A 26,068-nucleotide genomic window follows, 5' to 3' on the forward strand; every position below is an offset into this window, starting at 1 on the left:
CGATACGCTCGTCGCTGGCGCTCCTCGCTACTCGATCAGCGGATGGGGAGACTCTTCGGATCAGCCCGCGAGCTTGCGAGCGTGCGCATCGAGATCACATGTGCGGCTTGTGGCCTCGATGCGTTCGTCGCAAGCTCCTCACTTACTCGACCAGCGGGAAATGCGTTCGTCGCAAGCTCCTCACTTACTCGACCAGCGGATGGGGAGACCAGCGGAAAGGCGAGACTCTTCCCGGCTCACGTTGGCCGCCTGCGGGGCCCAGGTCTACTTACAATCCCGCTGCGTCAGACGCTTTCGGCGTAGATACCGCCCGCCCGGACCTGCGGCCACTCACAGAACGGCAGGACGAGTGAACGCCACGGGCGGGTGGCATCGCTGCGATGCCCGGGGTCGATACCGACGATTCGTCCACCGTCGAAGCCGATGACCTCGTGTTTGGCGTCGAAGTCGTAGGTGGTGTCGGTGGTATTCGGATGTGTATCGGGATGGGCGATCCGCCAGTCCACCATTGTGGTGTGCCCGTGGACCTGACTGAACGGCAACCGATATCCGGTCCAGCTCGGTACGAGTTCGGTGGCGGTGTCGGCCCAGATCGGCCCCGCCGACAGGTTGGGTGCACCGGCATTGAGCATCGATCCGGCACGGTGGATCTTGTCGCCGTCGACGCGCGCGAAGATGTTTATCAATTCGGCGGCGTGCGCGGTGTCGGTCGCACTGCGGAGGACGCGTCGCCAGAACGGTCGGGTGACGCCGGCATGTGTGACGAGATACGACTCGGTTGCAGTTCGGACGGACACGGCGACGTGCGCTTGATATCCGAGCCACCATCGACGCACCGTGGCCACCGTCTGGTGGTCCAGTTGCTCGTCCCAGCGGAACATCGGCGGACGGAGGTAGTGCGTTTCGTGGTTACCCACCAACTGAATCCACTGTCCGGGCTGAGTGGTCAGGAAGTGATCGACCAATGCGACGACGCCGGCGGAGTCAGGGCCACGGTGGATGAGGTCACCCACTTGGATCACCACCAGGTCGTGCGGGAGACGACCGTTCGCGTCGACGCCGAGCGCGGCGAGTTCCGCCGACAACTCGTCCGCGTGACCCCCCACGTCGCCGATGAGCGCAACCCGCACGGTACCCATGCTCACCCGCGTTCCGATGCCGAGCCCCACTCGGCAGGCGGGGTGTAGCTGGCGACGCTCTCCATGCGACGTTGGATGGTCGCGATCTCGCGGACGGACTCGGCGACGATGCCGCGGTCGATGGGGGAGAGCCGATCTCGTTCGAGAATGTCGGTGGGCGCACGTCCCTCGTCGAGAAGTTGGAGTTGGTGACGTAGTCGCAGATCTTGAAGTGTCTCAAAGACTTCGACGAGTCGCTGCGCGTGATCGTTCGGCAGAAAGCGCGATCCGGCGGCTGATCGGAGGCGTTGTGGTGTGTGCAGCTCGGTCGAACCGGTGGCCAGCGCCGACCATCTCGCGATGTTCACGATCGGCAACAACGCCCGATTCTTCACGTCGAATCGATCGCCGCGACCGGTCAGCACGGCGCGCATCGACCGTAGGCGCGCACGGTGCGAGAGCGACTCCTCGAGGAGCAAACGCATCGTGCCGGGATGGCGCCGCAGCTCGGTGAACACCCGGTTCACCTCGGGCAGACCGGGATCGCCGTGGATGGGGCGACCGTCGACCAGCAGCGACGTCATGATTACGCCATGGTTCTCTGTGGGGGCCGCAATCCATTGCTGTGCCGCGGCACGCCACTGACGGTTGGTGCGCGAGAATGCTTCTCGTTCGGCGACTGCCCCGTGTCCGTCCACGCTGAGGCCGCACCGCTGCAGCACGTCGTTCACCTCGACGAACGCCTGGCGGCATCGGGCGATGTCGGAGCGCGATCGTGCGTTGTCGAAGGCGACCGCCGCATCGACGTCGGAACTCGGTACTGCCTCCCGACGCCCGTTGCTACCCAACGAGAGCCAGGTGAACCAATCGGTCGACAACTCCGGGTGACGCTCGAACACAAGCGTGATGGCACGTCGCACGATTGTGTCGACGATCGCGGAGTAGACGGCGATGACCCGTGACGCCGCCAACCCGCCGTCGAGGGCGCCGGCGAGCGTCGCCGGTACCTTTCTGCTGCGCTCGACCAGCTCCTCGAGATCGGCGGCGCGGCGGATCTGCTCGTGGGTGCTGACACCGGCGGTGGTCGGTGAGACGACGAAGTCACGGGCGGCGACGACACCGCGTGCTCGGCCGCTCTCGTCGGTGACGATGACGAACTCGGTTGGGCTGTCGAGCAGATCGATCAACGCCTCGGCGGCCGATCGGCCGAGCACCGTGGTGGGCGCGTCGTGCACCATCAGCTCGGCAACCCGGGTGGTGCCGGGTCTGCCCTCGGCGATGACCGACCGCCGCAGTATCCCGTCGGTGATCAAGCCGTATCGGCCGTCGGGTGTGTGGACGATGGCGCACGGCAGGTCGCATCGGGTCATGTCGCGTGCGACGTCGGCGACCGCCCGATCGGCCGAGACGACGAGCGGTTCGGTCACGATGAGGTCGTCGACCACCGAGTACGCCGACGGGACCGCCGGGAAGGCGTCGAACGGTTCGGGGTGCGTGGTCACGCCGACGGTGAATCGAGGAAGTCGAGGGTGCGGATGGTTGCAGCGTCGGCGCACTCGTCGAAGTACGCGTGGCGAGCGCCGTCGAAGATGTGGCTGCGGCTGTTCGGGATTCGTTCGGTCAAGAGGTGGGCGTTGATGGTGGGTGTCAGTACGTCGTCGGAGCCGTGCAGGATCAGGGTGGGCGCGACGATGTCGGCGAGCCCGGTGCCGGTGTCGTGGGTGTCGGTGGCGACCAGGTGTCCGCGGCGTGCCTGGCGGGACATCCCGGGATCACCGAGGACGGCGTACGGGCCAGGGTTGGCCATTTGCCATCCGGGGCTGTACATCAGGTCGGTGAGGACCTGCGCGGCGTCCGGTCCGACCAGTGCGCGGCGCACGTCGTCTCGGTGGCGCACCGCGCTCGGCCCTCCCGGACTGGTGCAGCCGAGGACAAGGTGCCGGACCCGTCTCGGTGCGGTGATCGCGAGCCACTGCGCCACCCGACCGCCCATCGACGTCCCGTACACATCGAAGCGGTCGATCGACAGCGAGTCCATCACGGTCAGCGCGTCCGCCGCGAACAATGCGGTGGAGTAGGCGTCGGGCAACCCTGCGTCGCTGCCGCCCGTGCCGCGGTAGTCGAAGGTCACTGTGGTGTGCTCACGGTCGAGGTCCGCGCGAACCCGGTCCCACCAGTGGTGGTTATTGGACTGCCCGGGCAGCAGCAGGAGCACGGGTCCACTGCCACGAACCTGTACGGCGAGATGCGTGCGATCGAGAGTGCGGGTGGTCTGGTGGTACTCGAGCATCGGCATGACTCAAGTCTTGGCTATGACGCCGATCACGTGAAGACCGTAATCACGAGAACTCCTCAAGGGTGGGCCTTGGGCAGGGTGTAGTGCCGTGTCGCCGGGCGAGGACGAGTGCCGCGTTCGCGGTCGTGATGCACAGCATGCCGATCCATTCGTGCGGAGCGAGAAACTCGCCGAGTATGAGCATGCCGATCAACGCCGCCCAGACCGGGTTGAGACTGGTCAGCACCGCGAACATGCCGGTCGGTAGCCGGCGGAGTGCCATCGCGTCGGCAGCGTAGGGCACCGCGGATGCCAGGAACCCCGCCGCGACGGCATAGATCAGGGTCTGGCCCCGCAGCTCGCCCGACGCCAAGGTCATTGCGAGAACGGGCGAGTAGACGATCGCCGCGATCACGGTCGCCAACGCAGTACCTTGCAGGCCCGGAAAGCGTTGGCCGGTGGTGTGATTCAACAGGATGTAGGCGGCCCAGCAGGCGGCGGCCACGAGACCCAGCCCCACGCCGAGAAAGTCGGTGGTCGGTCCTGGCAGCACCAGGATGTAGACGCCGACACCTGCGCCCACCGCGATCAGGCAGTCCCGAAGCCGACGCAGAGAGAACAGCGCCACGCAGAGCGGGCCGAGGAACTCCAGCGACACCGATAACCCGAGCCCGATGCGGTCGATGGCCGCATACAGGCTCAGGTTCATCAGCGACAACGTGCCTGCCAGCGCCAACACGGGCCACCACTGAGCCCAGCGCATACCGCGCACCGCTGGGCGGGCCGCCGCCATGAGGACCACGGCCGCGATCACCTGCCGCACGGCGACGACGCCGGCCGGGCCGATGGCCGGGAATGCCAGCGCCGCCAACCCGGCTCCGCACTGGTTGCTCAGCGCTGCAGTGGACGCCAGCGAAATGCCTGCCACCGTCGAACGACGCGCGTCCGGACCGCCGTGGCCGGTGGCGACGGGGGACTGGGCGATCTGATCTTCGACGGACATGTCGCCGATTCTGCGGGCGCTCAACCAATCCACAAAATGCGTCGACTGCACTAACTATACGATTTCCGTATGGGAGTCGAGCTGCGTTACCTGCGAGCGTTTCTCGCGGTGGTCGAAGAGGGTACGTTCACCGATGCCGCCATCGCGCTCGATGTCTCGCAGGCGGCCGTGTCGCGGTCGGTGGCGGCGCTGGAAGCGGAATTGGGCGCGCACCTGCTGCAGCGTGGACTGCGGGAGACGACGCTGACCGACGCCGGGCGGCGGGTGGTGGCGCCGGCCCGCCGGGTGCTCGCGGACATCGACGAGATCGTTGCGGCGGTCGAGTCCGATGGCGGAGAGATCGGGATCGGCTACGCCTGGGCGGCCCTGGGCGCGCGCACCGTCGGCGTACAGGAGGAGTGGGCACGGCGTCATCCCGACCGTGAACTGGTGTTCGTCCAGTCCGATGCGCCGACCGCCGGACTGCTCGAGCAGTCGGTGGATGTGGCGATCCTGCGACGCCGAGTCGACACCAAGCGCATCGACGGCGAACTGATCGGGGAGGAGCCGCGCTACGTCGTCCTGTCGTCGCGGGATCCGTTGGCACGACGGCGCCGGATCGACCTCGCCGATCTGGCCGGCACCACGATCGCCATCGATCCTGTGGCCGGGACCACCACGGCCCAGCTGTGGGCCGGACAGACCGCCGCACCGCGGCAACGACGCATCCACAACATCGACGAGTGGCTCACCCTCATCGCGGGCGGTGGCGCCGTCGGCATCACGCCAGAAAGCACGGTCCGCCAGTACACTCGGCCCGGCGTTGCTTACCGTCGCTTACGGGATGTTGCACCGGTGCAAGTGTGGTTGTCCTGGAGGCGCGGTGAGAAGCCACGCCTGGCAACCGAATTGATCGACGTCATTCGCACCGCCTATGCTGCCGAATGATCTCGGATGAAACGGTTTCGACGGACGTTCACTCGGCTGGCGCCTCGCTCTCTGCTCAACCAGCGGACGGGTGAGTCGGACGCCTGTGCTCATGCCTGATCGCAGAGTTGCACTGCGGCACTCACGATCTCCGACTCGTCGAGGAGTACCGTCAGCGCGGCGTCGCCGAGCGGGATGAAACTGTCGGCGCTGGACACACGCGCGATGTCGCCGCGAAACCCGTTCTCCACCAACGCGGTGATCACCGACTGGCCTACTCCACCAGAGTGTCGCGTCTCATCGACGACCAGCACCCGGCCGGTGATGTTTGCCTCGCGCAGCAGGTCGTCGACCGGTAGCGGCGCAAGCCATCTCAGGTCGACGACACGGACGTCGATGTCGTGGTCGTGGTGCAGCGACCGGGCGGCACGCAGGCTCATCGGTACGCCGTTGCCGAAGGTGAGGATGGTCAGGTCGGTGCCAGATCGATGCGTTCTCGCGGTGCCGATCTCGGTACGGATAGGGGTGTCAGCGGTGCTGAGCCATTCGTCGTCGCCGTCGTCGATCAGGTCGCGGGTGTGATAGAGCGCGATCGGTTCGAGGTAGATGCACGGCATGCCAGAGGCGACGGTGGCGTCGGCGCAAGCCGCCAGCATCGGGCCGGCGTCGTCGGGGTGCGCCGGCGAGGCGACGACGATCCCGGGGATATCCAGCAGTGCGGCAACCGAATTGTCGTTGTGGAAATGGCCGCCGAAACCTCTCTGATAGCCGTACCCGGCGACGCGGATGATGCCGGGGTTGCGGTACTGGCGGTTCGCGAAGAACTGCAGTGTCGCACCTTCCCCGCGAATCTGATCGGCAGCGTTGTGCACGTAGGCGAGGTACTGGATTTCGGCAATCGGCAGAAGCGCGGACAGTCCGGCGCCGAGGGCGAGCCCGAGGATCGCCTGTTCGTCGAGCAAGGTGTCGAATACCCGTGTGGCGCCGAACTTCTTCTGCAGTCCGCGGGTGACGCCGTAGACCCCGCCCTTGCGGGCGACGTCTTCGCCGAACACCATCGCACCACGGTGGCGTTCGAGTATCCCCGAGAGCGCGGTGTTGATCGATTGCGCCAGAGTCGCACCCGATCCCGGATGGCCGTTCGCGTCCCGGCTGGCGGCGATGGCGTCGTCCAATGCAGAGGTCAGCGGTTCGGTCACCGACACTCGGTCGGCGAGTTGCGGTAGATCGGCGACTTCCTTGGCGAGGCCGGCGACCTCGATCCGCTTGGCCTCGTACATGTCGAGTACGTCGTCCACACTGCGGTGCCCGCCGGCGATCAACTGGCGCGCGGTGGCGAGCACCGGGTCACGATCGTAGTCCTCGGTGATGTCACGGGTGCTGCGGTAGGCCCGCTCGTAGTCGGAGCCGGCGTGGCCCATCAGGCGCACCGTGCGGAGATGCAGGAATGCCGGCCGTCGGTGCATGCGTACCCAATCGACTGCGGCACGAGAGGTTTCGAATGTCGCCGCGAGGTCCGAGCCGTCGGCGACGAAGTAGCCGAGGCCAGGCTGATGGCCGTAGGCGGTTTCGATCCAGCCTGCCGGGGTGCGGGTGCTGATGCCGATTCCGTTGTCCTCGCAGACGAACAGGATCGGCATCGCGACGCCCTGGAACGCAGTGTGTTTCGCGGTGTTGATCGCGCCGACGGCCGTGGAGTGGTTGGCCGAGGCATCGCCGAAGCTGCAGACCGCGATCGCGTCGCTCGGCCAGGGGTGGGTGTCGGCCATCGTGGCGCTGCGTTCGATGCACAGCGCGACGCCGACCGCGCGGGGCAGATGGGAGGCGATGGTGGAGGTCTGGGGGATGACCGCGAGGTCGTGGCGGCCGAACACCTTGTGGCGACCGCCGGAGATCGGTTCCTCGGTCGCGGCGACGAGTCCGGCCAGCACATCGCGCAGTGGGTCGGCGCCGTCGACCTGCTGCGCACGGGCGAGGAAGTAGCCACCCGATCGGTAATGGAGTAGCGCCGGGTCGGTGGGCCGGCAGACTGCGGCGACCGCGGCGTTCCCTTCGTGACCCGACGACCCGATCGTGTAGTAACCCTTGCCTTCTGCGCGCAATGCACGCGCGGCGAGGTCGAGGTGGCGACTGCCGAGTTGGGCGTCGAAGATGGTGAGGGCGTCGGCGACGGTCAGGGTGGTGCCGGGCGCGAAGGGCGTCAGGTCGCCGTGCGGTGGGCGTGTGCTGGAGTCCAGGCCGCGGAGCGTGGTGACAAAGTGGTCGTCGATGGGTTCGGCCATGGTGATCTCCTCAGACGATGTTGGTTTCGCCGGCGGCCAGAGCGACGTCGCTGAAGCGATCCAGGCGGAAGTCGGTGATGTCGTAGCGCGGTGTGATGCCGTGGTAGAGATCGCGGATGATCTCGCCGCTGGCCGGACCCATCAGGAAGCCGTGGCCGGAGTAGCCGGTCGCGATCAGCAGTCCGTCGATGTCGTTGCTGCGGTCGAGGATCTGATTGCGGTCGGGGGTGATCTCGTAGAGTCCGGCCCAACCGGTGCTGATGCCGTAATCGAGGATTGCTGGGGCGCGGATCGCCGCGATCTCACCCAATCCCAGTAGCCAGTCCTCGAGTTCGAAGCGCAGGTTGAACCCTTCGGTCTCGTCGGGGTCGGACCAGCCGAGCAGGAGTCCCTTGCCCTCCGGGTGGAAGTAGAAGTTGGACGGGAAATCGATGGTGAGGGAGGGGGAATGGTCGGGGAGCTCGGCCAAGGGCTCGGTGAAGGCGATCTGCCGGCGCATCGGCGTGACGGGAATGTGGACGCCGAGCATGTCACCGATCTCGCGTGACCAGGCACCGGCCGCGCACACGACCTGGTGGGTCGTGATGCGGCCGTGCTCGGTGATCACCTCGGTGATGGTCCCGTTGGTCGACGCGATGTCGATCACCGCGCAGTTCCGGATGATCGTCGCGCCGTGCCGGCGTGCGGCCGCGGCGTATCCCATGACGACCGATTCGGGTGTCGCTTTACCGTCGCCCGGGGACCAGCATGCCGCGAGCATCCCACCGGTCTCGATCAGCGGTGAAATACGCTTGGCCTCTTCGGGATCGACCATCCGGCTCGGCACGCCATGCGCGTTCTGCAGGGCGACACTCTCGGTGAACACCTCGACGTCGGTCGGATCCGACAGCAAGTACAGGTAGCCGTCCCGGTGGAAGTCGATCTCCTGCCCGTAGAGCTGCCCGAATTGCGAGTAGATCTCGAGGCCACGGAGGCCGATCTCGATGTTGGCGGCGTTGGAGAACGACGCACGGACACCGCCCGCCGCTTTGCAGGTCGATCCGCAGGCGAGTTCGTCGCGTTCCAGCAGCACCACGCCCTCGACGCCGGACTGGGCCAGATGAAACGCGATGCTGGCGCCGATGACGCCGCCGCCGATGATGACGACGGTCGCCTCGGTGGGGATGCTTCGGGTCATGGAGTTCATCGGGGAAGCCGACCTTTCAGACGCATGGCCTCATGCACTCGACGCTCGGCGGTCTGCCGCGCCGCCTGATGGGTGGTGAGGTCCTGTGCGCGGGACTCGGCGAGTGTCGTCGTCGTTCCGGCACGGAGTTTGTCGGAGATGAGTGCGAACACCGCCGACGGATCGGGTCGGATTCCGGAGGTTCGTGCATCCATGGCGACTGCGGCCGCGACCACCCCGCCGGCGTTGGCGATGAAGTCGGGCACCACGACGACCCCGCGGTGGTGCAGAACCTGTTGTGCGGCAGCACTTGTCGGCAGATTGGCACCCTCGACGATGATCGACGCCGCGAGTTCACCGGCCACCTGCTCGTCGATCACGTCCTGCAGTGCCGCGGGCAAGAGAACGTCGGCGGTGACCCGGAGTTCGTCGCCGGGCGCCAATGGTTTGGCGGAGTCGTGGTGGTGGACCAGCGCGTCGCCGTAGATCTCGCGTAGCCGCAGTAGCTCGGCGACGTCGAGTCCGTCGGGATCATGCAGTCCGCCCTGGGAGGTGGAGATGGCGACGACGGTCGCGCCGAGCTCGGCGAGCCGGTTGGCGGCTGCGGCACCGACCGCGCCGAATCCCTGGATGCTGACCGACAGCCGGGACACCTCGAGCCCAGCGAACTGGGCTGCCGCGTCCAGGGATTCGGCCACACCGAAGCCGGTGACACCGAGCTGGTCGTAGGGTAGCCCGCCCAGTGCAGACGGCGTGCCGACCGCACCGGAACGCCCACCGACCTCGTCGAGCATGATTGCCGCGTCGGCTTCGGTGAGGCCGACGTCGAGGCCGAACACGTATTCGTCGGGAACCTCGTTGCGCAGGGCCCGAACGAACGACCGGAGTACGGCCTCTTTGTCGGCTGCGGTCGGGTCGTAGCGGATGCCGGCCTTGGCCCCGCCATAGAAGAGGTCGACCCCGGCCCACTTCCACGTCATGTTCCGGGCCAGTCGAGCAACCTCGGTGACCGACACGGTGGGCGTCATCCGGGTGCCGCCCTTACCCATTCCGCGGGCGGTGTTGTCGATGACCAACACTCCGCGCATCCCGGTGCGTGTGTCGGACACGCAGACCACTTTCTCGGGTCCCCAGTCGTCGATGGTTTCCAACATGATTCGGCTCCTCGTGTCGGGGTGGTTCGGACTCAGCCGAAGTTGACGCCCTGTGCCAGCGGCAGTTCCGCCGAGTAGTTGATGGTGTTGGTTGCGCGACGCATGTAGGCGCGCCAGGCGTCCGATCCGGATTCGCGGCCGCCGCCGGTGGTCTTCTCGCCTCCGAATGCGCCGCCGATCTCGGCGCCAGAGGTGCCGATGTTGACGTTGACGATGCCGCAGTCGGATCCGTCGGCGGCGATGAATCGCTCGGCCTCACGCTGGTTCAAGGTGAAGATCGCCGACGAAAGGCCCTGCGGCACATCGTTGTGCAGGGCAATGGCCTGGTCGAGGGTCGAGTAGGTGAGCACGTAGAGGATGGGTGCGAAGGTCTCCTCACAGACGACCTCAGTCTGTGCCGGCATTGTCACGATGGTCGGTTCGACGTAGTAGGAGTCGGCGGTGCTGTCGCGGCGGACACCACCGGCGATCACTGTGCCGCCCTGCTCCTGCGCCCGCTCGAGCGCGGACGTCATGTTCTGGAACGCCCGGTCGTCGATCAGCGGGCCCACCAGGGAGCCCTCGGTGAACGGATCCCCGATCGGCAGTCGCCGGTAGACCTCGGCCAGTCGTGTGGTGAGTTCGTCGGCGATGCTCTCGTGGACGATGACCCGACGCATGGTGGTGCAGCGTTGGCCCGCGGTGCCGGCCGCGGCAAAGACGATGCCGCGCACGGCGATGTCGAGGTCGGCGGACGGCGTGACGATGGCCGCGTTGTTGCCGCCGAGTTCGAGGATCGACCGGCCGAATCGTGCGGCCACCCGCGGGGCGATCTGCCGGCCCATCCGTTCGGAGCCGGTGGCGCTGACGACGGGGACCTGGGGGCTGTCGAGCAGGGCTTGGGAATCTGCCGGGTTCGCCGACACCATGACGTTGAGGTTCGTGGGTGCCCCGACGTCACGGGCGGCGCGGTCGAACAGCGCCGAGCAGGCAGCGGCGGTCAGCGTCGCGAGTTGCGCCGGCTTCCAGACGACGGCGTCACCGCACACGATGGCCAGCGCGGTGTTCCACGACCACACCGCAGCGGGGAAGTTGAACGCCGAGATCACGCCGACGACGCCGACCGGATGCCAGGTCTCCATGAGACGGTGCCCGGGACGTTCGGACGGCATGGTGCGACCGTCGAGCTGACGGGACAGACCGACGGCGAAGTCGCAGATGTCGATCATCTCCTGCACCTCACCGAGTGCCTCGGAGGTGATCTTGCCGACCTCGACGCCGATCAGCGCAGCGACGTCGGCCTTGTATTCGGTGAGGAGCTCACCGAGCCGCTTGACGAGCTGACCGCGCACGGGTGCGGGTACGGTCCGCCACTGCAGGAACGCCGCGTGGGCGGCATCGATCGCGGACTCGACATCTGCCGCGTCGGCCGCGCGAACGTCGAACAGATCGTCGCCGGTCACCGGGGTCCGAACGGTGATGCGGCTCGACGACGGGGCAATCAACGCGTCGACGTCGACCCCGCAGCGGCGCAGGCTGTCCTGCGCGAGGTCACGCAGGTGATCGCTGGTGGGCAGGGCGATGGTGGCGGCAATGCTGGTGCTCATGATTTCAGTCCTTCGGTTGTGCGGCCGGAGTCCGGACGTGTGCTTCGTCACTCATGCTTCGCTGCGAGTTCGGATAGAACAAGCGAAAGAAACTGCGATCAATCGTTTAGGATTTCTATATGACGCTGAATCTGGCGCACCTCACCGCGCTCCGCGAACTGGGACGACTCGGCACCATGGTCGCGGTGGCGGACGAACTCGGGTACACGCCGGGGGCGGTGTCGCAGCAGATCGCCGCGCTGGAGAAGAGCGTCGGCACATCGCTGATCACCAAGGTGGGGCGCAACGTGATGCTGACCGACGCCGGCGTGGTGTTGGCCGAGCACGCCGACCGCGTTCTCGCCGCGGAACGGTCCGCCGTCGATGCGGTCCTCAACCTCGAGGGCCAGGTCGCGGCTCCGGTGGTGCTCGGAGCGTTCGGCAGTACCGCGGCGATCCTGCTGCCGGAGGTGGTGTCCGTCGCCGACTCCCTCTACCCCCAGATGCGTTTGTCCAGTTGCGAACTCGACGTCGACCAGGCCATCGACGCGGTCGCGCACAATCGCGTCGACCTTGCGTTCGGGATCGACTACCCGACCCATCCGCTGCCTCGGGTGCCGGGAGTCGAGATTCTCACCTTGCGGGAGGAACGGTTCGGGTTGGCCGCCGCAACCGGCGCTCATGGCGTGCGTACCCGCAGCACCATCGACCTGCACGACGCAGCCGACTGGCCGTGGATTCTCGCCCCCGCAACGACGTACTACGGCTTGGCGATGCGAATAGCGTGCCGACAGAACGGCTTTGAGCCCCGCGTCGTGCACGAGATCGTGGACACCGCGGTGACGCTGACACTGGTCGGCAAGAGTCTCGGCGTCGCACCCATGACGGACATGATGGTCGGGCTGGTGCCCTCCGCGCCCATCGTGCGACTGGACCTGCGCCAGCAGATCCTCCGACGTGTCGTCCTCATCCGTTCGATCCATGCCGACGCCCGGCCGGCCGTGCGTGCGGCGACCGAGGTGGTTCGGACGGTCTTTCATGGCGTTCAGAACTACCGATGAGGTGTCCGGCGCTACCCTGAAAACATCCGCGGACCTGCGGACACCCGCACACTGAAGACCAGAGACCGAGATGAAGCCCAGACCGGCGGTCGTGGCCGCGATACTCACGGTCGTTGCGCTGTTCCTGAGCGCCTGCGGGGGTGGCGGAGACGAGTCGGGTGCCGAGAGCACCGCCGCCACGTTCTCGACGTGTTCGCGCACCGATGAAGTCGCCACCGCAAGCAGCAAACCCGTGGGCGACGACACCATCTTCATCGGCGCATTCGCCGACTGGGACGAATCGATCGCCTCGGCGTACCTGATGCGCAACCTCCTCAACCGCAATGGGTATACCGCCCAGGTCAAGACCATGGATATCGAATCGGCCTTCACCGCAACGGCGTTCGATGAACTCGATGTCCTCACCGACGTCTGGCTGCCCACGACGCACCAGGGCTACATCGACCAATATGGCGACCAACTGGAGGCGTTGGGTTGCTGGTACGACAACGCCAAAATCACTATTGCGGTGAATGATTCGTCTCCGGCGCACTCTATCGGCGACCTCAAGACCATGGGTGCGGCATATCAGAACACGCTGGTCGGCATCGAGCCCGGCGCCGGTGAGACATCGGTGATCGCCCACCAGGTGATCCCGGCCTATGGACTGCACAACCTCAAGATGCGCAACGCGTCGACCGCCGACATGCTCGAATCCCTCCGGCAGGCAGAGACCAATCGCGCGAACATCGCGGTGACGCTGTGGCGCCCGCATTGGGCTTACTCGGAGTTCGACATTCGTGATCTCGAGGACCCGAAGGGGAAGTTGGGCGGCACCGAAGGCGTCTGGAACTTCGCCAACAAGGGATTCGGTGAGCGCTCACCCCGGGCAGCGCAGATGTTCCGCAACCTGAAGCTGTCCGACGCCGAACTCTCCAACCTCGAAGACCTGATCACCCAGAAGTATCGCGACGCCAAGGACAATGCGGTCATCGAGTGGCTCAACTCCCATCCCGCCTTCGCCGATCAGGTGATGAGTGGTTCGTCGGGATAGCCGTCGCCAGGGTAGATCGACGTCACCCGCAGGTCGGGCCTGAGCAGCCCGGCGAAACGAGGTCGCATGCGACCTCAACTTGGTCCCGCGTACTCAGCCGAGTACGCGATTCCAAAACGACGTCGCATGCGACCTCATTTCGCAGAACCCCTACCCCGCTCACTGAGCAGCCCGGCGACGCAGGAGCCGTGCGTGTCGAAGGGTCAGAGCTGCTTCAGCTGTTCGCGGGTGTTGCGCACGTCGGCGCCGATCAGGGATCGGGCTCTTCGGGGGAGCGCTCGATCACCGCCGCCCCGTCGGACGCAACACGATTTCCTCCGGATGCGCCTCGGCGGTGCCAACTCCAATTCCTTTCCCTAACAGCCAGTTAGAGCATCGCCGAAACACACACCGTCGGTCGTATATCGATTCCGTTCCCTGCGGATGACGCGTAAATTTCACTACATGGCGCGAGTCAATCATGGGCGGTGGACTGCCGAGATCGACGGCGACTTCGTCGTCTTCATCATCGGCGCACGCATCAACTCCCCGTGGCAGTTGGTGCGCTGGTTCCTCGATCTCGGCGGCCGCCGGGGCATGCCGTACATGCTGAAGTACCTGATGAAACACCCGGAGAAAGGGATGCTCGGCTATCAGAGCTTCGGTCTGACCAACGTGCAGTACTGGCGCTCGTTCGCTCACCTCGAGGCGTTCGCGAAAGACACCGACGATCCGCACGCCGCCGTGTGGCGGGAGTACTGGAAGCGGGTCGGTTCCAGTTCGCGGAGCGGTATCTGGCACGAGACGTTTCTCGTCCATGCCGGGGAGTACGAGGCGATCTACGGCAACATGCCGCCTACCGGGCTGGGTCGGGCCGCTCATCTGGTGCCGCTGTCGGCCACCACATCCGCGCGCAAACGGCTGCACCGACAGCCGCACTGAAGCGTCCGTCCACCGACCGCTTACATGAGGTAGACACCCAAAGCGTCGAGCAATCCCCGCGTGCCTGTCTCCCGGCCCGGTCCGTCGGCCCAGAACCGGTCGAAGAAGACGCCGTGCTCGGCGTGGGTGAACCGGGTCCCGATGTCGATGGGCTCGAACTCCAACGACGCCACCGACGTTGACATGTGAACTCCGTCGATCCACATGTCGTAGGTCGTGACGATGCGGTTGTGCTCGACGATATCGGTGTAGGTGGCCTCGTACCGGGAGACCGGGCCGTCGTGGAACTTCCCCTCGGCGATGTCGCGGCCACCGACCCGAAAGTCGAAGGCCCACTCACCGGCTTCCATGGCGTCGCCGGCGCCCCACCACGACAGCTTCTGCTGTTCGTCGGCGAAGGCATCCCAGACGCGCTCGATGGGCGCGGGATAGTCGCGGGTCAGGGTGAACTCGGCGCGAGCGAGTCTGCGTTCGACGGTCACGGCGGAGTCCTATCGGGTGAAAGTGACGTGAATGGTGCCGCTTTCGGCCACTTCGGTCGTCACCTTGTGTGTCTGGTCGAGCGCGGGGAGGTCGTCCCAGAGTGAGGCTCCGCGGCCGAGGACGATCGGCGCGATCATCAGGTGCAGGTGGTCGACGAGGCCGGCGCACAGGAACTCCCGTGCGGTGCCGACGCCACCCCCGACCCGCACGTCGAGGCCGCCGGCGGCGTCGGACGCCTCAGCGAGCACATCCTCGATGGCACCGCTGCGGAAGTGGAAGGTCGTACCGCCCTGCATCGGCAGCGACGGGCGGGGCGCGGTGTGGGTGAGCACGTAGACCGGGGTGCCGAACGGCGGCTCGTCACCCCACCAGCCCTGCCAGTTCGGATCATCGGGGAAGGTATGCAGGCCGAACATCGAGGCACCGAGGATCTCGGCGCCGATACCTTCGAAATGTGCTGCGGCATAGGCATCGTCGACGCCGGTGGTGCCAGTGCCGGACGTGTCACCGAAGACGCGTTCGTGGAAGGTGCGGGTTGCCGAGTACGCCGCGGTGAGGCGTCCCCAGTCCTCACCCATCGGGTTCTCGGGGGAGACGCCGGCGGTGGCGGTACGGCCGTCGAGCGAGGTGAACATATCGAGGCGCACACGGGTCATGTCAGGTCTCCTTGGTGGTGGCACGGGTCAGGTGGATGCCGAGCCGGTCGGCGTGGTGTTCGGCAGGCGTGCGTTGTTCGCCGAGCCAGAGGTGCAGCACGTCGAGGGCACCCGGGCGCAGGCTCACAGTGCGGACCCGACCCTGCTTGTGCGACAGCACAACTCCGGCGTCCTCGAGCACCCGCAGGTGCTGCATGAACGACGGTAACGCCATCGAGAACGGTGCCGCGAGCTCGGATACGACCGCCGGGGATTTCGCCAACCGTTCGACGATGGCCCGTCGGGTCGGGTCGGCGAGTGCACGTAGCACCGCGTCGACCTCCTCGTGATACTTAGGCACATACCTAAGTATTCACGGCGAGCTCCAATCCGTCAACCAGCGCGGTGAGTCACTCGGCCTGCGCGGCAGACGGATCCATCCACATGATCTGCCACGAGTGGCCGTCGAGGTCGTCGTAGCTGCGGCCGTACATGAAGCCGTGGTCCTCGGTGTCGCCGGGTTTGCCGCCGGCGGCGATCGCGCGGTCGACGAGCTGATCGACGGCGTCGCGGCTTTCTGCGTCGAGACACACGACGCATTCCTTGGTGACGGTGGCGTCCGCGGTCTGCGCGGGGTGGAACGTGTCGAAGAAGTCGCGCTGCAGCAGCATCGCGACCAGGTTCTCACCGAGGACGAGAGATACCGCCCGGTCGTCGGAGAAGTTCTCGTTGAAGCTGTAGCCGAGGTCGGCGAAGAAGGCGCGCGATCGCGCGACGTCGGAAACTGGCAGGTTCACGAACATCGTGGTGTGCATCATCGGAGGTCTCCTGCGGTCTGCGATGTCCTCAGGTCGAACATCGTCGCAGTGGTGGACCCGAGACACCCGCGAAACTCATCGCTGCCTTCAGCTCACGCGTCGGCAGCCGTCAGCTTCCACCCCGCGACCTTGCCCTGCCGTTCCCAGAACCCGGCGAAGTAGCCGCCGGCGGCCAGAAGTTCCTTCGGTGTGCCGGATTCGATGACGGTGCCGCGGTCGAGGACCACCACTCGGTCGGCGTGCCGGATGCCGGCCTGGCGGTGGGCCACGATGACGCGCGTGCGACTGATGTCGTCGGCCGACAGGGCATCGACCACGGCTCGCTCGTTCTCGTTGTCCAGCGCGCTGGTCGCCTCGTCGATGAGCAGCACCGGCGCCGGTTTCAACAGCGCGCGGGCGATGGAGATGCGTTGCCGTTCGCCACCGGAGAGCACCGAGCCGCCTTCGCCGACGGCGGAGTCCCGGCCATCGGGGAGACGGTCGGTGATCTCGTCGACGCGGGCCAGTCGTGCGGCCGTGTCGATGCGGGGCGGGTCGGCGGTGGGATCGCCGGCGACGATGTTCTCAGCGATGCTGCCCTCCATCAGGTATGGCTCCTGGAAGACCATGCTTGCCACGGCACGTCGCGTGTGGTGGTCGAGGGTGGCGGCGTCGACGTCGTCGAACAGGATGCGCCCGGAGGTGGGCGAGTACAGTCCCGCGATCAGCCCGAGGATCGTGCTCTTACCCGACCCGGACGGGCCGATGATGGCGGTGGTGGCACCGGCGTCGAGAACCAGATCCAGACCGTCGAGCACCGGATGGCGGGCGTCGCCGTAATCGAATCCGACGCCCTGGAATTCGATGCGTGGCGCGCGTCCCGGCGTCGTCGATTCGGTGCCGGTGGGATCGAGCGGTGCGTCGAGTACCGTCTGGATCCGGGCGAGCGTCGCTCGCGAGATCTCCAGCCCGGAGCCGAGCTCGCCGATCACCGAGAACGGCTCGAGGTAGCGCACCGCCACCACGATGAGCGCCACCGCTTCGGCAGTGGAGAGGTCACCGCGCACCGTCAGCCACGCGGTCACCCCGGCGAGGGCGAACAACGCGATCTGGGCGGCGATGCTGAACAGCAATTGCCCCGGTACCTGCATCAGCAGCAACCGCGCCGTCGCACCGTGTTGGTGGGCGACCGCATCGCCGGCGAGGCTGCGTTCGGGTTCGACGCGCCGCGACACCCGCAGCGCCTGCTGAGTGCGAGCGAACTCCACGACCCGCTCGGTGAGCGCTGAATTGGCCTCATCGGCAACACGGTCGGCGCGACGGCTGATGGCCGTGGTCGCCCACAGGGTGCCCAGCAGGAGCGGCACACCGGCCAACGCCACCAGGGCCAATTGCCATGCCACGCCGAACAATGCGAGACCGATGGCCAGGGGGAGCAGGACCGCGCTCACCAAGGGGGTCAGCAGGTAGACCACCACGCCGACCAGGTCGGGACCGGTAGCGGCGATCGCCTGGCGCGCGTCGGCCATGTTCGTGGCGCTGAACCACGTCAGCCGGATGCGCGAGAGCCGTTCGGCCACCGTGTGTTGGGCGTCGTCGAGCAGTGAAAAGCCCAGGACGAAACCGAGTTTCGATGCCGCCGAGTCCACGAACCAGCCGAGGAGGGTGACGGCGGTGAGCCCGGTCAACCACAGCAGTGCTGAACTGTGCCGGCCGTCGAAGAGTGTGGAGATCAGCGGCACCAACATCACCACTCCGACGGCGCGCAGGATCACCGAGCCAACGGCGAGAAGGAAGAAGCGGTTGAGTTGCGGGCGGGTGGCGGCGGGTAGGAGCGCGAAGAGGGTACGGATCATCGGAGTGCTCCTGTCTGCGTCGCATCGGTGGTGGCGGAATCCCAGAGGGTCCGATATCGCCCGCCGGACGACATCAGTTGCTCGTGGGTGCCCCGCTCGACGACGCGCCCACCGTCGAGCACGACGATGGCGTCGGCGTCGGTCACGGTGTGCAGTCGGTGCGCGATCACCAGCACGGTGCGGCCCTGGGCGAGTCGACTCAGGCTCTGCTGCACCAGGAACTCCGACTCCGGGTCGGCGAAGGCGGTGGCCTCGTCGAGGATGATGACCGGGGTGTCGGCCAGGATGGCCCGGGCGATGGTGAGGCGCTGTCGTTCACCGCCGGACAGCGCGGCATCGGGTCCGAGTTCGGTGGCGTAGCCCTGCGGCATTCGTTCGATACGGTCGTGGATGTTGGCCGCGCGGGCGGCGGCGACGATCTGTTCGGGGTCGGCGTCGGGCACGGCGAGCGCGATGTTCTCGGCGACGGTGCCGCGCACCAGTTGTGTATGTTGCAGCACGAAACCCACACTGCGATACAGGTCGTCGGCGCTCAGCGACCGAATGTCGTGGCCGGACACCCGGATACTCCCGTCGGTGACATCGTGGAAGCGGGCGAGCAGCGCCGCCAGCGTCGACTTGCCCGATCCCGACGGCCCCACCAGGGCGGTCACGGTGCCGGGTGCGAGTGTCAGCGAAATGTCCTGGAGTACCGGCACACCCGGGCGGTAGCCGAACGAGACATGGTCGAAGGTCACCTCCCCGGGCACCGCGTGGGTGACCGGCGACGACGGTAGAAGCGCCAACTCGGGCCCATCGAGCGTCTCCTGGATGTCGCGGGCGGCGACCATCCCGGTGCGCAGACCCGACAGCCCGTAACCGATGCCCAGTAGCCGCGCCCCGAACGTGGTGCCCAACAACAGGAACGGCAGCAGGTGGACCGGTTGCGTCCACCCCCAGACGACGAACAGTGTCCCGACCACCGCGATCAACCACAGGAAGGTGGTGGGACGCGTGATGAGGTCCATCACCGTCTTCGCGGTGATGAAGGGACGCTGCCAGTTGTTCAGGAACGACAGGTATCCGTCCAGGTTGCGTCGGAACCGCGAGGCCATGACACCGCCGAACGTCCGGATCACCGGCTGCGCTTCGAGATAGGCGCTCGCCTCGCCGTTCATCCGCTCGGCCCAGGTCTGCGCCAGGGGGATCTTGGGACCCGACACCACCATCATGCGGGCCATGGTGATCACGTACGCGAGCACCGGAATCAACAGGAACAGTGCGATCCGCCAGTCGGCGATGAACAGGTACACCAACACCGCGACCGGCGCGACCACCGCACTCACCGCGTCGATCACCGCATGAGTGACCAGGTAGTGCAGGGAGAGGGTGTTGTCCTGGATCAGGGTCTTGACGCTGCCCGCGTTGCGATCGGTGAACCAGCCCAAGGGAAGTCGAGCCAGCTTGGTCAGCAGCCGTTGTCGCACGTCACGAGAGAAACTGCTGTCGACCGCGTGCAGCCACAGCAGCATCGCCGATTCCAGCAGCGCTCCCACGCCCAACAGGATGACGGCCAGGATGCCGACCGCCCACAACTCGCTCGCGTCCGCGCCCGACAGCAGCCGGCGACCGAGTTCCACCAGCAGCACGTACGGCGCCAGTTGGAGCAACGTCACCACGGCCTGCAGCACGCCGGCGGTGATCAGCGTCCCCTTCAGTGGCGCAAGCAGTCGCCCTGCGCCGGCGGCCCGCCAGGTGCCCTGGGTGGGGAACTCCGAGGGACTCGTCGAGACCGGCTCTACGGCGACGTCTTCGGTCGCGGCGCCGACCACCGGCTCGACGGTGTCCACCACCGGTGCCGCGTCGGGATCACGGTCTTTGCCCATCGCCTTGCCCTGCGACCAGTAGGCCTGCACATGGGTCTCCGACTTGGGGAAGCCGAACTCCTTGATCCGTTTGCGGATCTCCTTGAGAGAGTTGCCCTCCGGCCCTGCCCACAAGTACCAGTCCGACCAGTCCCGCGATTCCAGCGCGGCGGCAAGCGATCCGACGTCGGCGCGCTTGACCCAGTGGGTCCGTAGCCGAGGATGGGCAACCAACGGCAGCTCGCGGTCCAGCGCGTCGTGCTCCTCGAGATACAGCTCGACGGGTACCTCGGGCGGGACGGTGGCCAGGATGGTGCGGATGGCCGGCAGCGACGCCGAGTCACCGATGAGGAGGTACCCCGACGGCGGAACGTCGGGCACCTCGAACGGTGTGGAGCTTGCCGACATCATCTCGATCACATCGCCGGGCTCGGCGGTCTGGGCCCACTGCGCTGCCGGGCCCGACGGCTCGTGCAGCACGAAGTCGATCGAGAAGTCCCCGGTGGCCGGGTCGGCGTCGACAAACGTGTAGCCGCGCTGGTGTTCCTTGCCGTTGCCGTCGGGGAACCAGCCGCGAATCCAACTCGTCGCACCGAACACCACGTCGTCGAAGACGGTGTCGGAGTGGAATCGGATGCGGACGCAGTGTGGCGTCACATCCGATCGCCCGATCACCGTCGCCGCATGATCACGAATGCCGTAGGCGCGCATGACCGCGCCACCAAATCCCCGAGACGCCATCTGTCCCTCCCGAATCACGCCCGGCAGTGTCGCCGAGACCGTGTCACCCGGTACTGAGGTTAGTACGACCTAACAGATGGAGAAAGAGTCTGTGTGATGGAGCGATACCCGATATCCGCTCCTCGATTACGGATTCGCTCCCTCGATCGATGGAGCGGATCCATAACGAGGGAGCGAATACGCAATAAGCCGACCACGACATCACGAAGTCGGGACGACCTTGCCGTTGACAGTCACCTCCACGGTGTCGGTGGAGGTGTTGTAGGTGATCTTGCCGTTCTCGAAGGTCGACGTCTTCATATCGCCGTCCTGGGTCTCGTCGCTGGTTGCGGCGCCGAGCGGACCCTCCGATCCGCCCTTGCCGTCGGACGCCGGAACGCCCTCGGCGTTACGCGGGACGTTCCAGGCGTCGCGGATCTTGCCCCAGGTGATGTAGGCCGGGGTCGATGCGTCAGCATTTTTGGCGGTGATGACACCGCCGTCGAACTGCTGGAAGACGACGCCGTTGGGGCTGGTTCCGGTGCCGGCGCCGGCCAGCGGCTTGCCGAGGTCGGTCTTCTGTTGGTCGGTTGCCGAGGCGTACTTCGCCGCGATCGGACCGGTCAGTGTGACCGGTGTGCCGTCGGCCGCGGTCAACATCACCGGAGCCCCGGCCATGGCGGATGACATGGCCGATTGCGCCCCTGACATCGCGCTTCCGGCGGCCGAACTGGCGTCCGCGGCGGCGGATTGTGCTGCCGAACCTGCGCCTTCCGCTGCGGACATGGCGGCCGAGGCTGCCGACGTCGCCGCGGATGTGGCGTCGTTGGTGTCGTCATCGCTACATGCGGCGACGCCGAGAGTGATAAGGGACGCTGCGGCCACGACTCCGGCCAGGCGACGGACGGTTTGCTTCATTGGAAACCTCACAGCCTTTCGAGCATGGATGGAGACGTCCGGGGTTGAACGTCCACAGTTCACCCAAGCAGAGACCGGTGTCGAATAGTTAGCTTCGCTCAAGCTTGTGCTGGCGCCGGGGTTTTCGAGAGCGTCACCGCGTCGACCAGTCCTGCTGCATCCCGTGCAGGCGAAGACCCAGTTGCAGCTCGGCCCGCAGCCGTCCGTCACTCAGGTCACGGTCCAACGCCGACCGCACCCGGCCGAGCCGGTAGTACAGCGTGGAACGTTGGATGGTGAGAGTGCGCGCGGTCCGTGCCGCGTCGCCGCCGCAGTCCAGATAGGCCTGCAACGTCGCCACGATGTCCGACGACAGATCCGCGGCCAGCAGCGTCTGCACCGATCGGGGAAGGTCATCGACCGTCAGCTGTTCGATCGGCAGCAGCGCCAGCAGCCCGTCGAGTCCGGCGTCGTCGGACGTGAGGGCGCGCCCATGATCGGCCGGGGCCAGCCAATTCGCGCGTAATGCCCGACGCGCCAACGTAACTGACTGGTGTATCTCCTCGAGGCGGCCGACGACCGGCCCGATCCCGGCCCGCACATCGCCCACGTCCATGTCGTCGAGGATGCGCGCCAGGCGATCGGTGACCACCGGCCGCGGGAAGATCAGGATGCCGGTGCCGTCGTCGAGGGTGGATCCCACGACCGACGCCGTCGACGACCGGGCCACGAAATCGAGGGTCGTCCACACCGCGAGCGCCGAACTGTCCGGCGAGTGACCAGGACGGGGATCGCCCTCGATGGCCACCGCCGAGTACTGCGCGGCCGCCCCGATGTGCCGCTCGGCGATCAGGGCTTCGGCCGCGGCGCGTCGCTGCACCGGATCATCACCGATCACCTTGATGAGCAACTCCCGAGCCCGCGACCGATCGTGTTCGTCGTAGAGCAGCCGCAGTGAGAGCAGCACACCCAGCCCGGCGGCGCCGTGCCGCAGAGTCTGCAGCTGTGCGTCGTCGAGCGGGTCGTCGTCGACGACGCACAGCAGGTATCCGACCAATCGTCGATGGTCGGTCAGCGGGATGAGCAGGCACCGGCCGACCTGCGGGAACACCGCATAGACGTCGTCCGATGTCGCGGCCGCCGGCGGCGGTGTCCATCCGCCCGCGTGCGCCAGCAGCACCGAGAGCCGCAACCGATCCGCCTCGTTCTCGTGGATGGAGTAGCCGACCACGGCCATCGTCCAGTCCACCACCACCAGCCGCCGTCCCGCAGCCTCGGACAGATCCTGCAGGGCGTCATCCAGACTCGCCGCCGACACCGAAATCACCACCCTATATGGACAGACTGTCCGAAGATGTTCGCGCGAATATGAACAAATGTCTAGTGCGCTGCGTCACGGTCGCTCCATAGGCTCGAAGTCAGCCAAGCCAAAGGAGTCAGCACATGTCCAAGCGCATCGCCATCATCGGCGCCGGGATCGGCGGCCTCACCCTTGCCATCGATCTGCAGCGTAAGGGCATGCAGGTCGACATCTACGAGCAGACCGCAGTCCTCAAAGAGGTCGGGGCCGCGGTCGCGCTGTCGGCCAACGCCACCCGGTTCTTCGAGGGCCGCTTCGGGTTGGGGGAACAACTCGGCGAGAAGTGGGCCGAGGTCGACGGGTTGATCTACCGGGATGGGCGCACCGGCAAGGAGATCGCCCGACTGTCCTCCCGCGAGGACTATCGCCGACGCTACGGCGCGCCGTATGTCGGCATCCATCGGGCGGATCTGCAGGCAATCTTGTTCCACGCGCTCGACACCGACAGTCTGCATCTGAGCAAGCGGCTGACCGACATCGATGACACCGGTGCCGCCGCGCGCCTGACCTTCGAGGATGGGGATGTCGCGGAGGCCGATCTGGTCATCGGCGCCGACGGCGCACGGTCACTGACGCGTCGACTCCTGCTGGGCTACGACGACGCGCGCTACTCGGGGTGCAGTGCCGCACGCGGCATCGTCGCCCCCGAGCTGATGCCGTCGCTGCCGGATCCGGGCGCCATCCAGTTCTGGATGGGTCCGGGTGGGCATCTGCTGCACTATCCGATCGGCAACGGGGATCAGAACTTCTTCCTGGTCAAGCGCGAATCGCTGCCGTGGGCGGACAAGAGTTGGGTGGTGCCGGCCGAGGACAAGCAGCACATCGCGCCGTTCGCCGACTGGGCGCAGCCGGTGCTCGAGATGGTGTCGGCCGTCCCGGTTCTCGAGCAGTGGGCGCTGTTCTACCGCCCGCCGCTGACGCACTGGTCCGACGGTCGGGTGACGTTGCTCGGCGATGCCGCCCACGCGACGGTGCCCCACCACGGTCAGGGCGCGAACCAGTCCATCGAGGATGCGATCGTGCTGTCGGATCTGCTGTCCGCGTCATCGGATTGGGATACCGCCCGAACCGAATACGAGCAACGACGACGGTTCCGCACCCGTAAGGTGACCGATGCCGCGGTGACCGTCGGCGAGATGCTCCATCTACCCGACGGTCCCCGCGCCGATGAACGCAACAAGCGACTGGCGGCACCGGATGCCTTTGACCGGCATCTGGACTGGATTCACTCGTTCCGCGCCGACGAACAGGTTCCGACTGCACCCGTCGTCGGCGCGTGAGGACTCAGAGGTCCAGCACCCGCACGATCTCGGTGAGGTAGGCCGCCGATCGGTCGGAGCCGATGATGCCCGGCGCCATCTTGTTCATCACGTAGGACACGGTGGTCTTGTGCTCGGGGAACATCACCGTCATCGATCCACCCCAGCCGCCCCAGAAGCAGATCCGTGCGTCCGGAAGGTAGGGGAGGGTCTCGGGTTCGGGCAATGCGAAGCCGATGCCGAACCGCAGCGGGACACCGAGGACGAGGTCGACCCCGCGGGACTGCTGGTCGAAGATGAGGTCGATTGTCTTCTCCGACAACAGTGACACGCCGTCGACGGTGCCGCCGCGGGAGATGACCGAGAACGTCCGGGCCAGGGCCCGCGCGTTGGTGTGGCCGTTGAGCGCGCCGAGTTCTGCGCGGCGCCACGGAATCGTGTTGGCAGCCTCGGCGTTTGCGGCCGGCCCGGTGAAGGTCTTGAAGACCGGTGAGTCGGGGTCGAGCGATGCGATGTCGATCGGCAGGGGCGGCGGCGGAATGATCTCGGCGATCCGGTCGTCGTCCTCGGGCTTGGCGCCGATCTGCAGGTCGGTGCCCAAGGGTGCGGCGATCTCGTCGGCGACGAACTGCGTCAACGACTTTCCACTCGCGCGTCGCACGAGTTCACCGAGCAGGTGGCCCTGGTTCTGCGCGTGGTAGCCCGACGCCGTGCCCGGTTCCCACCACGGTGCCTGCGCGGCCAGGCGCGCCGTCGCCTTCTCGGTGTCGTACATGTCCTCGACGACGAACGGCTGATCCCACCCGGAGACACCGGACGTGTGCGACATCAGATGCCGAACCTCGATGCCCGCCTTGCCGTTCTCGCCGAACTCCGGCCAGTATTGGGCCACCGGCGCGTAGACGTCGAGCAGTCCGCGTTCCACGCACACCAGCACCGCCAGCGCGCTGATCTCCTTGGTGGTCGACCACACGTTGATGATGGTGTCGCGCTCCCACTCTCGGGTGCGGTCGGCGTCGGCGTATCCGCCCCACAGGTCGACGACGGTTTCGCCGTCGATGTCGATGGACATCGCCGCGCCCAGTTCTTCACCGGAGTCGAGGTTGGCCTCAAAAATGGTGCGTAGCTGGTCGAATCGGTTGTCGTGGTGTCCGGAGGTCGGCATGGGTGTCCTTTCGATGGTGATTATCCGAGAAGTGCGATGAAGGCGACGCGGGCGAGGTCGGCGTCGGGTTCCTTGGCGGCGATGAGGTCGGAGTAGATGAACGACTCGGCGACCCGTACTGCCAGATACGCCAACATGTCTCGAGTCAGGTCCACCGGCGGTGCGGGTTCCGGCGCCAGCAATTCCTGAACGAGATCGACCATCCGGGACTGGATGGCCGTGTCGGCGGTGGTGAGAATCCGCAACGCGCGCTGGGGATCTCGATGCAGAAAGGTGCGGAACCATGGTTCGGCGATCAGCATCCGCACGTAGGTGGTGAGGACTTCTGCGGCGCGATGCTCGGTCCCGGGCGGATGTGCGGTGAGCGCAGCAGGCCACGACGAGTGGGTTGTGACGCTCCAGAGCGCTTCGGCGAGGAGGATGTCGCGGTTGCCGACGCGGCGGAACACGGTGGTGCGATCGACACCGATCGCGGCGGCGACCTTGCCGACATCGACAGCTTCGCCGGCGATCAGGGCGTGCCGCGCCGCACGCACGGCACGCACAGCGGTGTGATCCGGCTCACTCAC

General features: G+C 66.6%; 23 protein-coding genes. 5 read left to right on the plus strand and 18 right to left on the minus strand.

Features of this window, described 5'->3' with window-relative positions; translation table 11 throughout:
- Positions 1–284: 284 nt before the first annotated feature.
- From AAFP30_RS14395 to AAFP30_RS14410, 4 genes are read right to left on the minus strand one after another with little or no spacing between them, the layout of a single operon-like run.
- Positions 285–1,139, minus strand: a complete 855-nt coding sequence (locus AAFP30_RS14395) for a metallophosphoesterase (protein WP_419230735.1) — start codon at positions 1,137–1,139, stop codon at positions 285–287.
- A gap of 2 nt (positions 1,140–1,141) precedes the next feature.
- Complete coding sequence (locus AAFP30_RS14400) at positions 1,142–2,620, minus strand: putative nucleotidyltransferase substrate binding domain-containing protein (protein ID WP_419230601.1); 1,479 nt, start codon at positions 2,618–2,620, stop codon at positions 1,142–1,144.
- Positions 2,617–3,414, minus strand: a complete 798-nt coding sequence (locus AAFP30_RS14405) for an alpha/beta fold hydrolase (RefSeq protein WP_419230602.1) — start codon at positions 3,412–3,414, stop codon at positions 2,617–2,619. The genes AAFP30_RS14400 and AAFP30_RS14405 overlap by 4 nt, the downstream gene beginning before the upstream one ends.
- Positions 3,415–3,457: 43 nt before the next feature.
- A complete protein-coding gene (locus AAFP30_RS14410; RefSeq protein ID WP_419230603.1) occupies positions 3,458–4,396 on the minus strand; it encodes an EamA family transporter in 939 nt (312 codons plus the stop codon).
- A 69-nt stretch (positions 4,397–4,465) separates the two neighbouring features.
- Here AAFP30_RS14410 and AAFP30_RS14415 point away from each other — a divergent pair, with 69 nt between their 5' ends.
- Positions 4,466–5,323 carry a LysR family transcriptional regulator gene (locus AAFP30_RS14415; protein ID WP_419230604.1) on the plus strand — a complete coding sequence of 286 codons (858 nt, stop codon included), beginning with the start codon at positions 4,466–4,468 and terminating at the stop codon, positions 5,321–5,323.
- Positions 5,324–5,412: 89 nt separating this feature from the next.
- Here the strand turns inward: AAFP30_RS14415 and AAFP30_RS14420 are convergent, their stop codons facing one another.
- Genes AAFP30_RS14420 through AAFP30_RS14435 form a run of 4 tightly spaced genes read right to left on the minus strand, consistent with a single transcriptional unit; the run spans position 5,413 to position 11,489 of the window.
- Positions 5,413–7,584, minus strand: coding sequence for a thiamine pyrophosphate-dependent enzyme (locus AAFP30_RS14420; protein ID WP_419230605.1), 2,172 nt, complete (start codon positions 7,582–7,584; stop codon positions 5,413–5,415).
- A 10-nt stretch (positions 7,585–7,594) separates the two neighbouring features.
- Positions 7,595–8,761, minus strand: a complete 1,167-nt coding sequence (locus AAFP30_RS14425) for an NAD(P)/FAD-dependent oxidoreductase (protein ID WP_419230606.1) — start codon at positions 8,759–8,761, stop codon at positions 7,595–7,597.
- 5 nt (positions 8,762–8,766) lie between these two features.
- Complete coding sequence (locus tag AAFP30_RS14430) at positions 8,767–9,903, minus strand: Glu/Leu/Phe/Val family dehydrogenase (protein ID WP_419230607.1); 1,137 nt, start codon at positions 9,901–9,903, stop codon at positions 8,767–8,769.
- Between the two features lie 32 nt (positions 9,904–9,935).
- Positions 9,936–11,489 carry an aldehyde dehydrogenase family protein gene (locus tag AAFP30_RS14435; protein ID WP_419230608.1) on the minus strand — a complete coding sequence of 518 codons (1,554 nt, stop codon included), beginning with the start codon at positions 11,487–11,489 and terminating at the stop codon, positions 9,936–9,938.
- A 119-nt stretch (positions 11,490–11,608) separates the two neighbouring features.
- Here AAFP30_RS14435 and AAFP30_RS14440 point away from each other — a divergent pair, with 119 nt between their 5' ends.
- From AAFP30_RS14440 to AAFP30_RS14450, 3 genes are all read left to right on the plus strand, one after another.
- Positions 11,609–12,529 (plus strand): LysR family transcriptional regulator, encoded by a 921-nt coding sequence (locus tag AAFP30_RS14440; protein WP_419230609.1) that lies wholly within the window; start codon positions 11,609–11,611, stop codon positions 12,527–12,529.
- A 70-nt stretch (positions 12,530–12,599) separates the two neighbouring features.
- Positions 12,600–13,562, plus strand: coding sequence for a glycine betaine ABC transporter substrate-binding protein (locus AAFP30_RS14445; RefSeq protein WP_419230610.1), 963 nt, complete (start codon positions 12,600–12,602; stop codon positions 13,560–13,562).
- Positions 13,563–14,006: 444 nt separating this feature from the next.
- Positions 14,007–14,483, plus strand: coding sequence for a DUF4188 domain-containing protein (locus AAFP30_RS14450; protein ID WP_419230611.1), 477 nt, complete (start codon positions 14,007–14,009; stop codon positions 14,481–14,483).
- A gap of 20 nt (positions 14,484–14,503) precedes the next feature.
- Here AAFP30_RS14450 and AAFP30_RS14455 read toward each other — a convergent pair whose 3' ends face one another.
- The 8 genes from AAFP30_RS14455 to AAFP30_RS14490 form a co-directional block, all read right to left on the minus strand.
- On the minus strand, positions 14,504–14,965 hold the full coding sequence (locus tag AAFP30_RS14455; RefSeq protein ID WP_419230612.1) for an SRPBCC domain-containing protein: 462 nt from the start codon (positions 14,963–14,965) through the stop codon (positions 14,504–14,506).
- Positions 14,966–14,974: 9 nt separating this feature from the next.
- Complete coding sequence (locus tag AAFP30_RS14460; RefSeq protein WP_419230613.1) at positions 14,975–15,622, minus strand: dihydrofolate reductase family protein; 648 nt, start codon at positions 15,620–15,622, stop codon at positions 14,975–14,977.
- Between the two features lies 1 nt (position 15,623).
- Positions 15,624–15,962: an ArsR/SmtB family transcription factor gene (locus AAFP30_RS14465; protein ID WP_419230614.1), complete on the minus strand. Its 339-nt coding sequence runs from the start codon at positions 15,960–15,962 to the stop codon at positions 15,624–15,626.
- A gap of 49 nt (positions 15,963–16,011) precedes the next feature.
- The gene (locus AAFP30_RS14470) at positions 16,012–16,416 is read right to left on the minus strand and encodes a VOC family protein (RefSeq protein ID WP_419230736.1); all 405 of its coding nucleotides are present in this window, start codon (positions 16,414–16,416) and stop codon (positions 16,012–16,014) included.
- Between the two features lie 95 nt (positions 16,417–16,511).
- Positions 16,512–18,254: an ABC transporter ATP-binding protein gene (locus tag AAFP30_RS14475; RefSeq protein WP_419230615.1), complete on the minus strand. Its 1,743-nt coding sequence runs from the start codon at positions 18,252–18,254 to the stop codon at positions 16,512–16,514.
- On the minus strand, positions 18,251–20,839 hold the full coding sequence (locus tag AAFP30_RS14480; protein WP_419230616.1) for an ABC transporter ATP-binding protein/permease: 2,589 nt from the start codon (positions 20,837–20,839) through the stop codon (positions 18,251–18,253). Before AAFP30_RS14480 ends, AAFP30_RS14475 begins: the two co-directional genes overlap by 4 nt.
- Before the next feature lie 201 nt (positions 20,840–21,040).
- A complete protein-coding gene (locus AAFP30_RS14485; protein ID WP_419230617.1) occupies positions 21,041–21,736 on the minus strand; it encodes an LGFP repeat-containing protein in 696 nt (231 codons plus the stop codon).
- Positions 21,737–21,869: 133 nt separating this feature from the next.
- Positions 21,870–23,033, minus strand: a complete 1,164-nt coding sequence (locus AAFP30_RS14490; RefSeq protein WP_419230618.1) for a PucR family transcriptional regulator — start codon at positions 23,031–23,033, stop codon at positions 21,870–21,872.
- A 125-nt stretch (positions 23,034–23,158) separates the two neighbouring features.
- Between AAFP30_RS14490 and AAFP30_RS14495 the strand changes: the two genes are divergently transcribed.
- On the plus strand, positions 23,159–24,355 hold the full coding sequence (locus AAFP30_RS14495; protein WP_419230619.1) for an FAD-dependent monooxygenase: 1,197 nt from the start codon (positions 23,159–23,161) through the stop codon (positions 24,353–24,355).
- A 4-nt stretch (positions 24,356–24,359) separates the two neighbouring features.
- Here the strand turns inward: AAFP30_RS14495 and AAFP30_RS14500 are convergent, their stop codons facing one another.
- Both AAFP30_RS14500 and AAFP30_RS14505 read right to left on the minus strand, forming a co-directional pair.
- Positions 24,360–25,499: a serine hydrolase domain-containing protein gene (locus AAFP30_RS14500; RefSeq protein WP_419230620.1), complete on the minus strand. Its 1,140-nt coding sequence runs from the start codon at positions 25,497–25,499 to the stop codon at positions 24,360–24,362.
- 20 nt (positions 25,500–25,519) lie between these two features.
- Complete coding sequence (locus AAFP30_RS14505) at positions 25,520–26,068, minus strand: QsdR family transcriptional regulator (RefSeq protein ID WP_419230621.1); 549 nt, start codon at positions 26,066–26,068, stop codon at positions 25,520–25,522.

Source organism: Gordonia sp. CPCC 205515 (genome assembly GCF_048537925.1).
Classification (GTDB): domain Bacteria; phylum Actinomycetota; class Actinomycetes; order Mycobacteriales; family Mycobacteriaceae; genus Gordonia.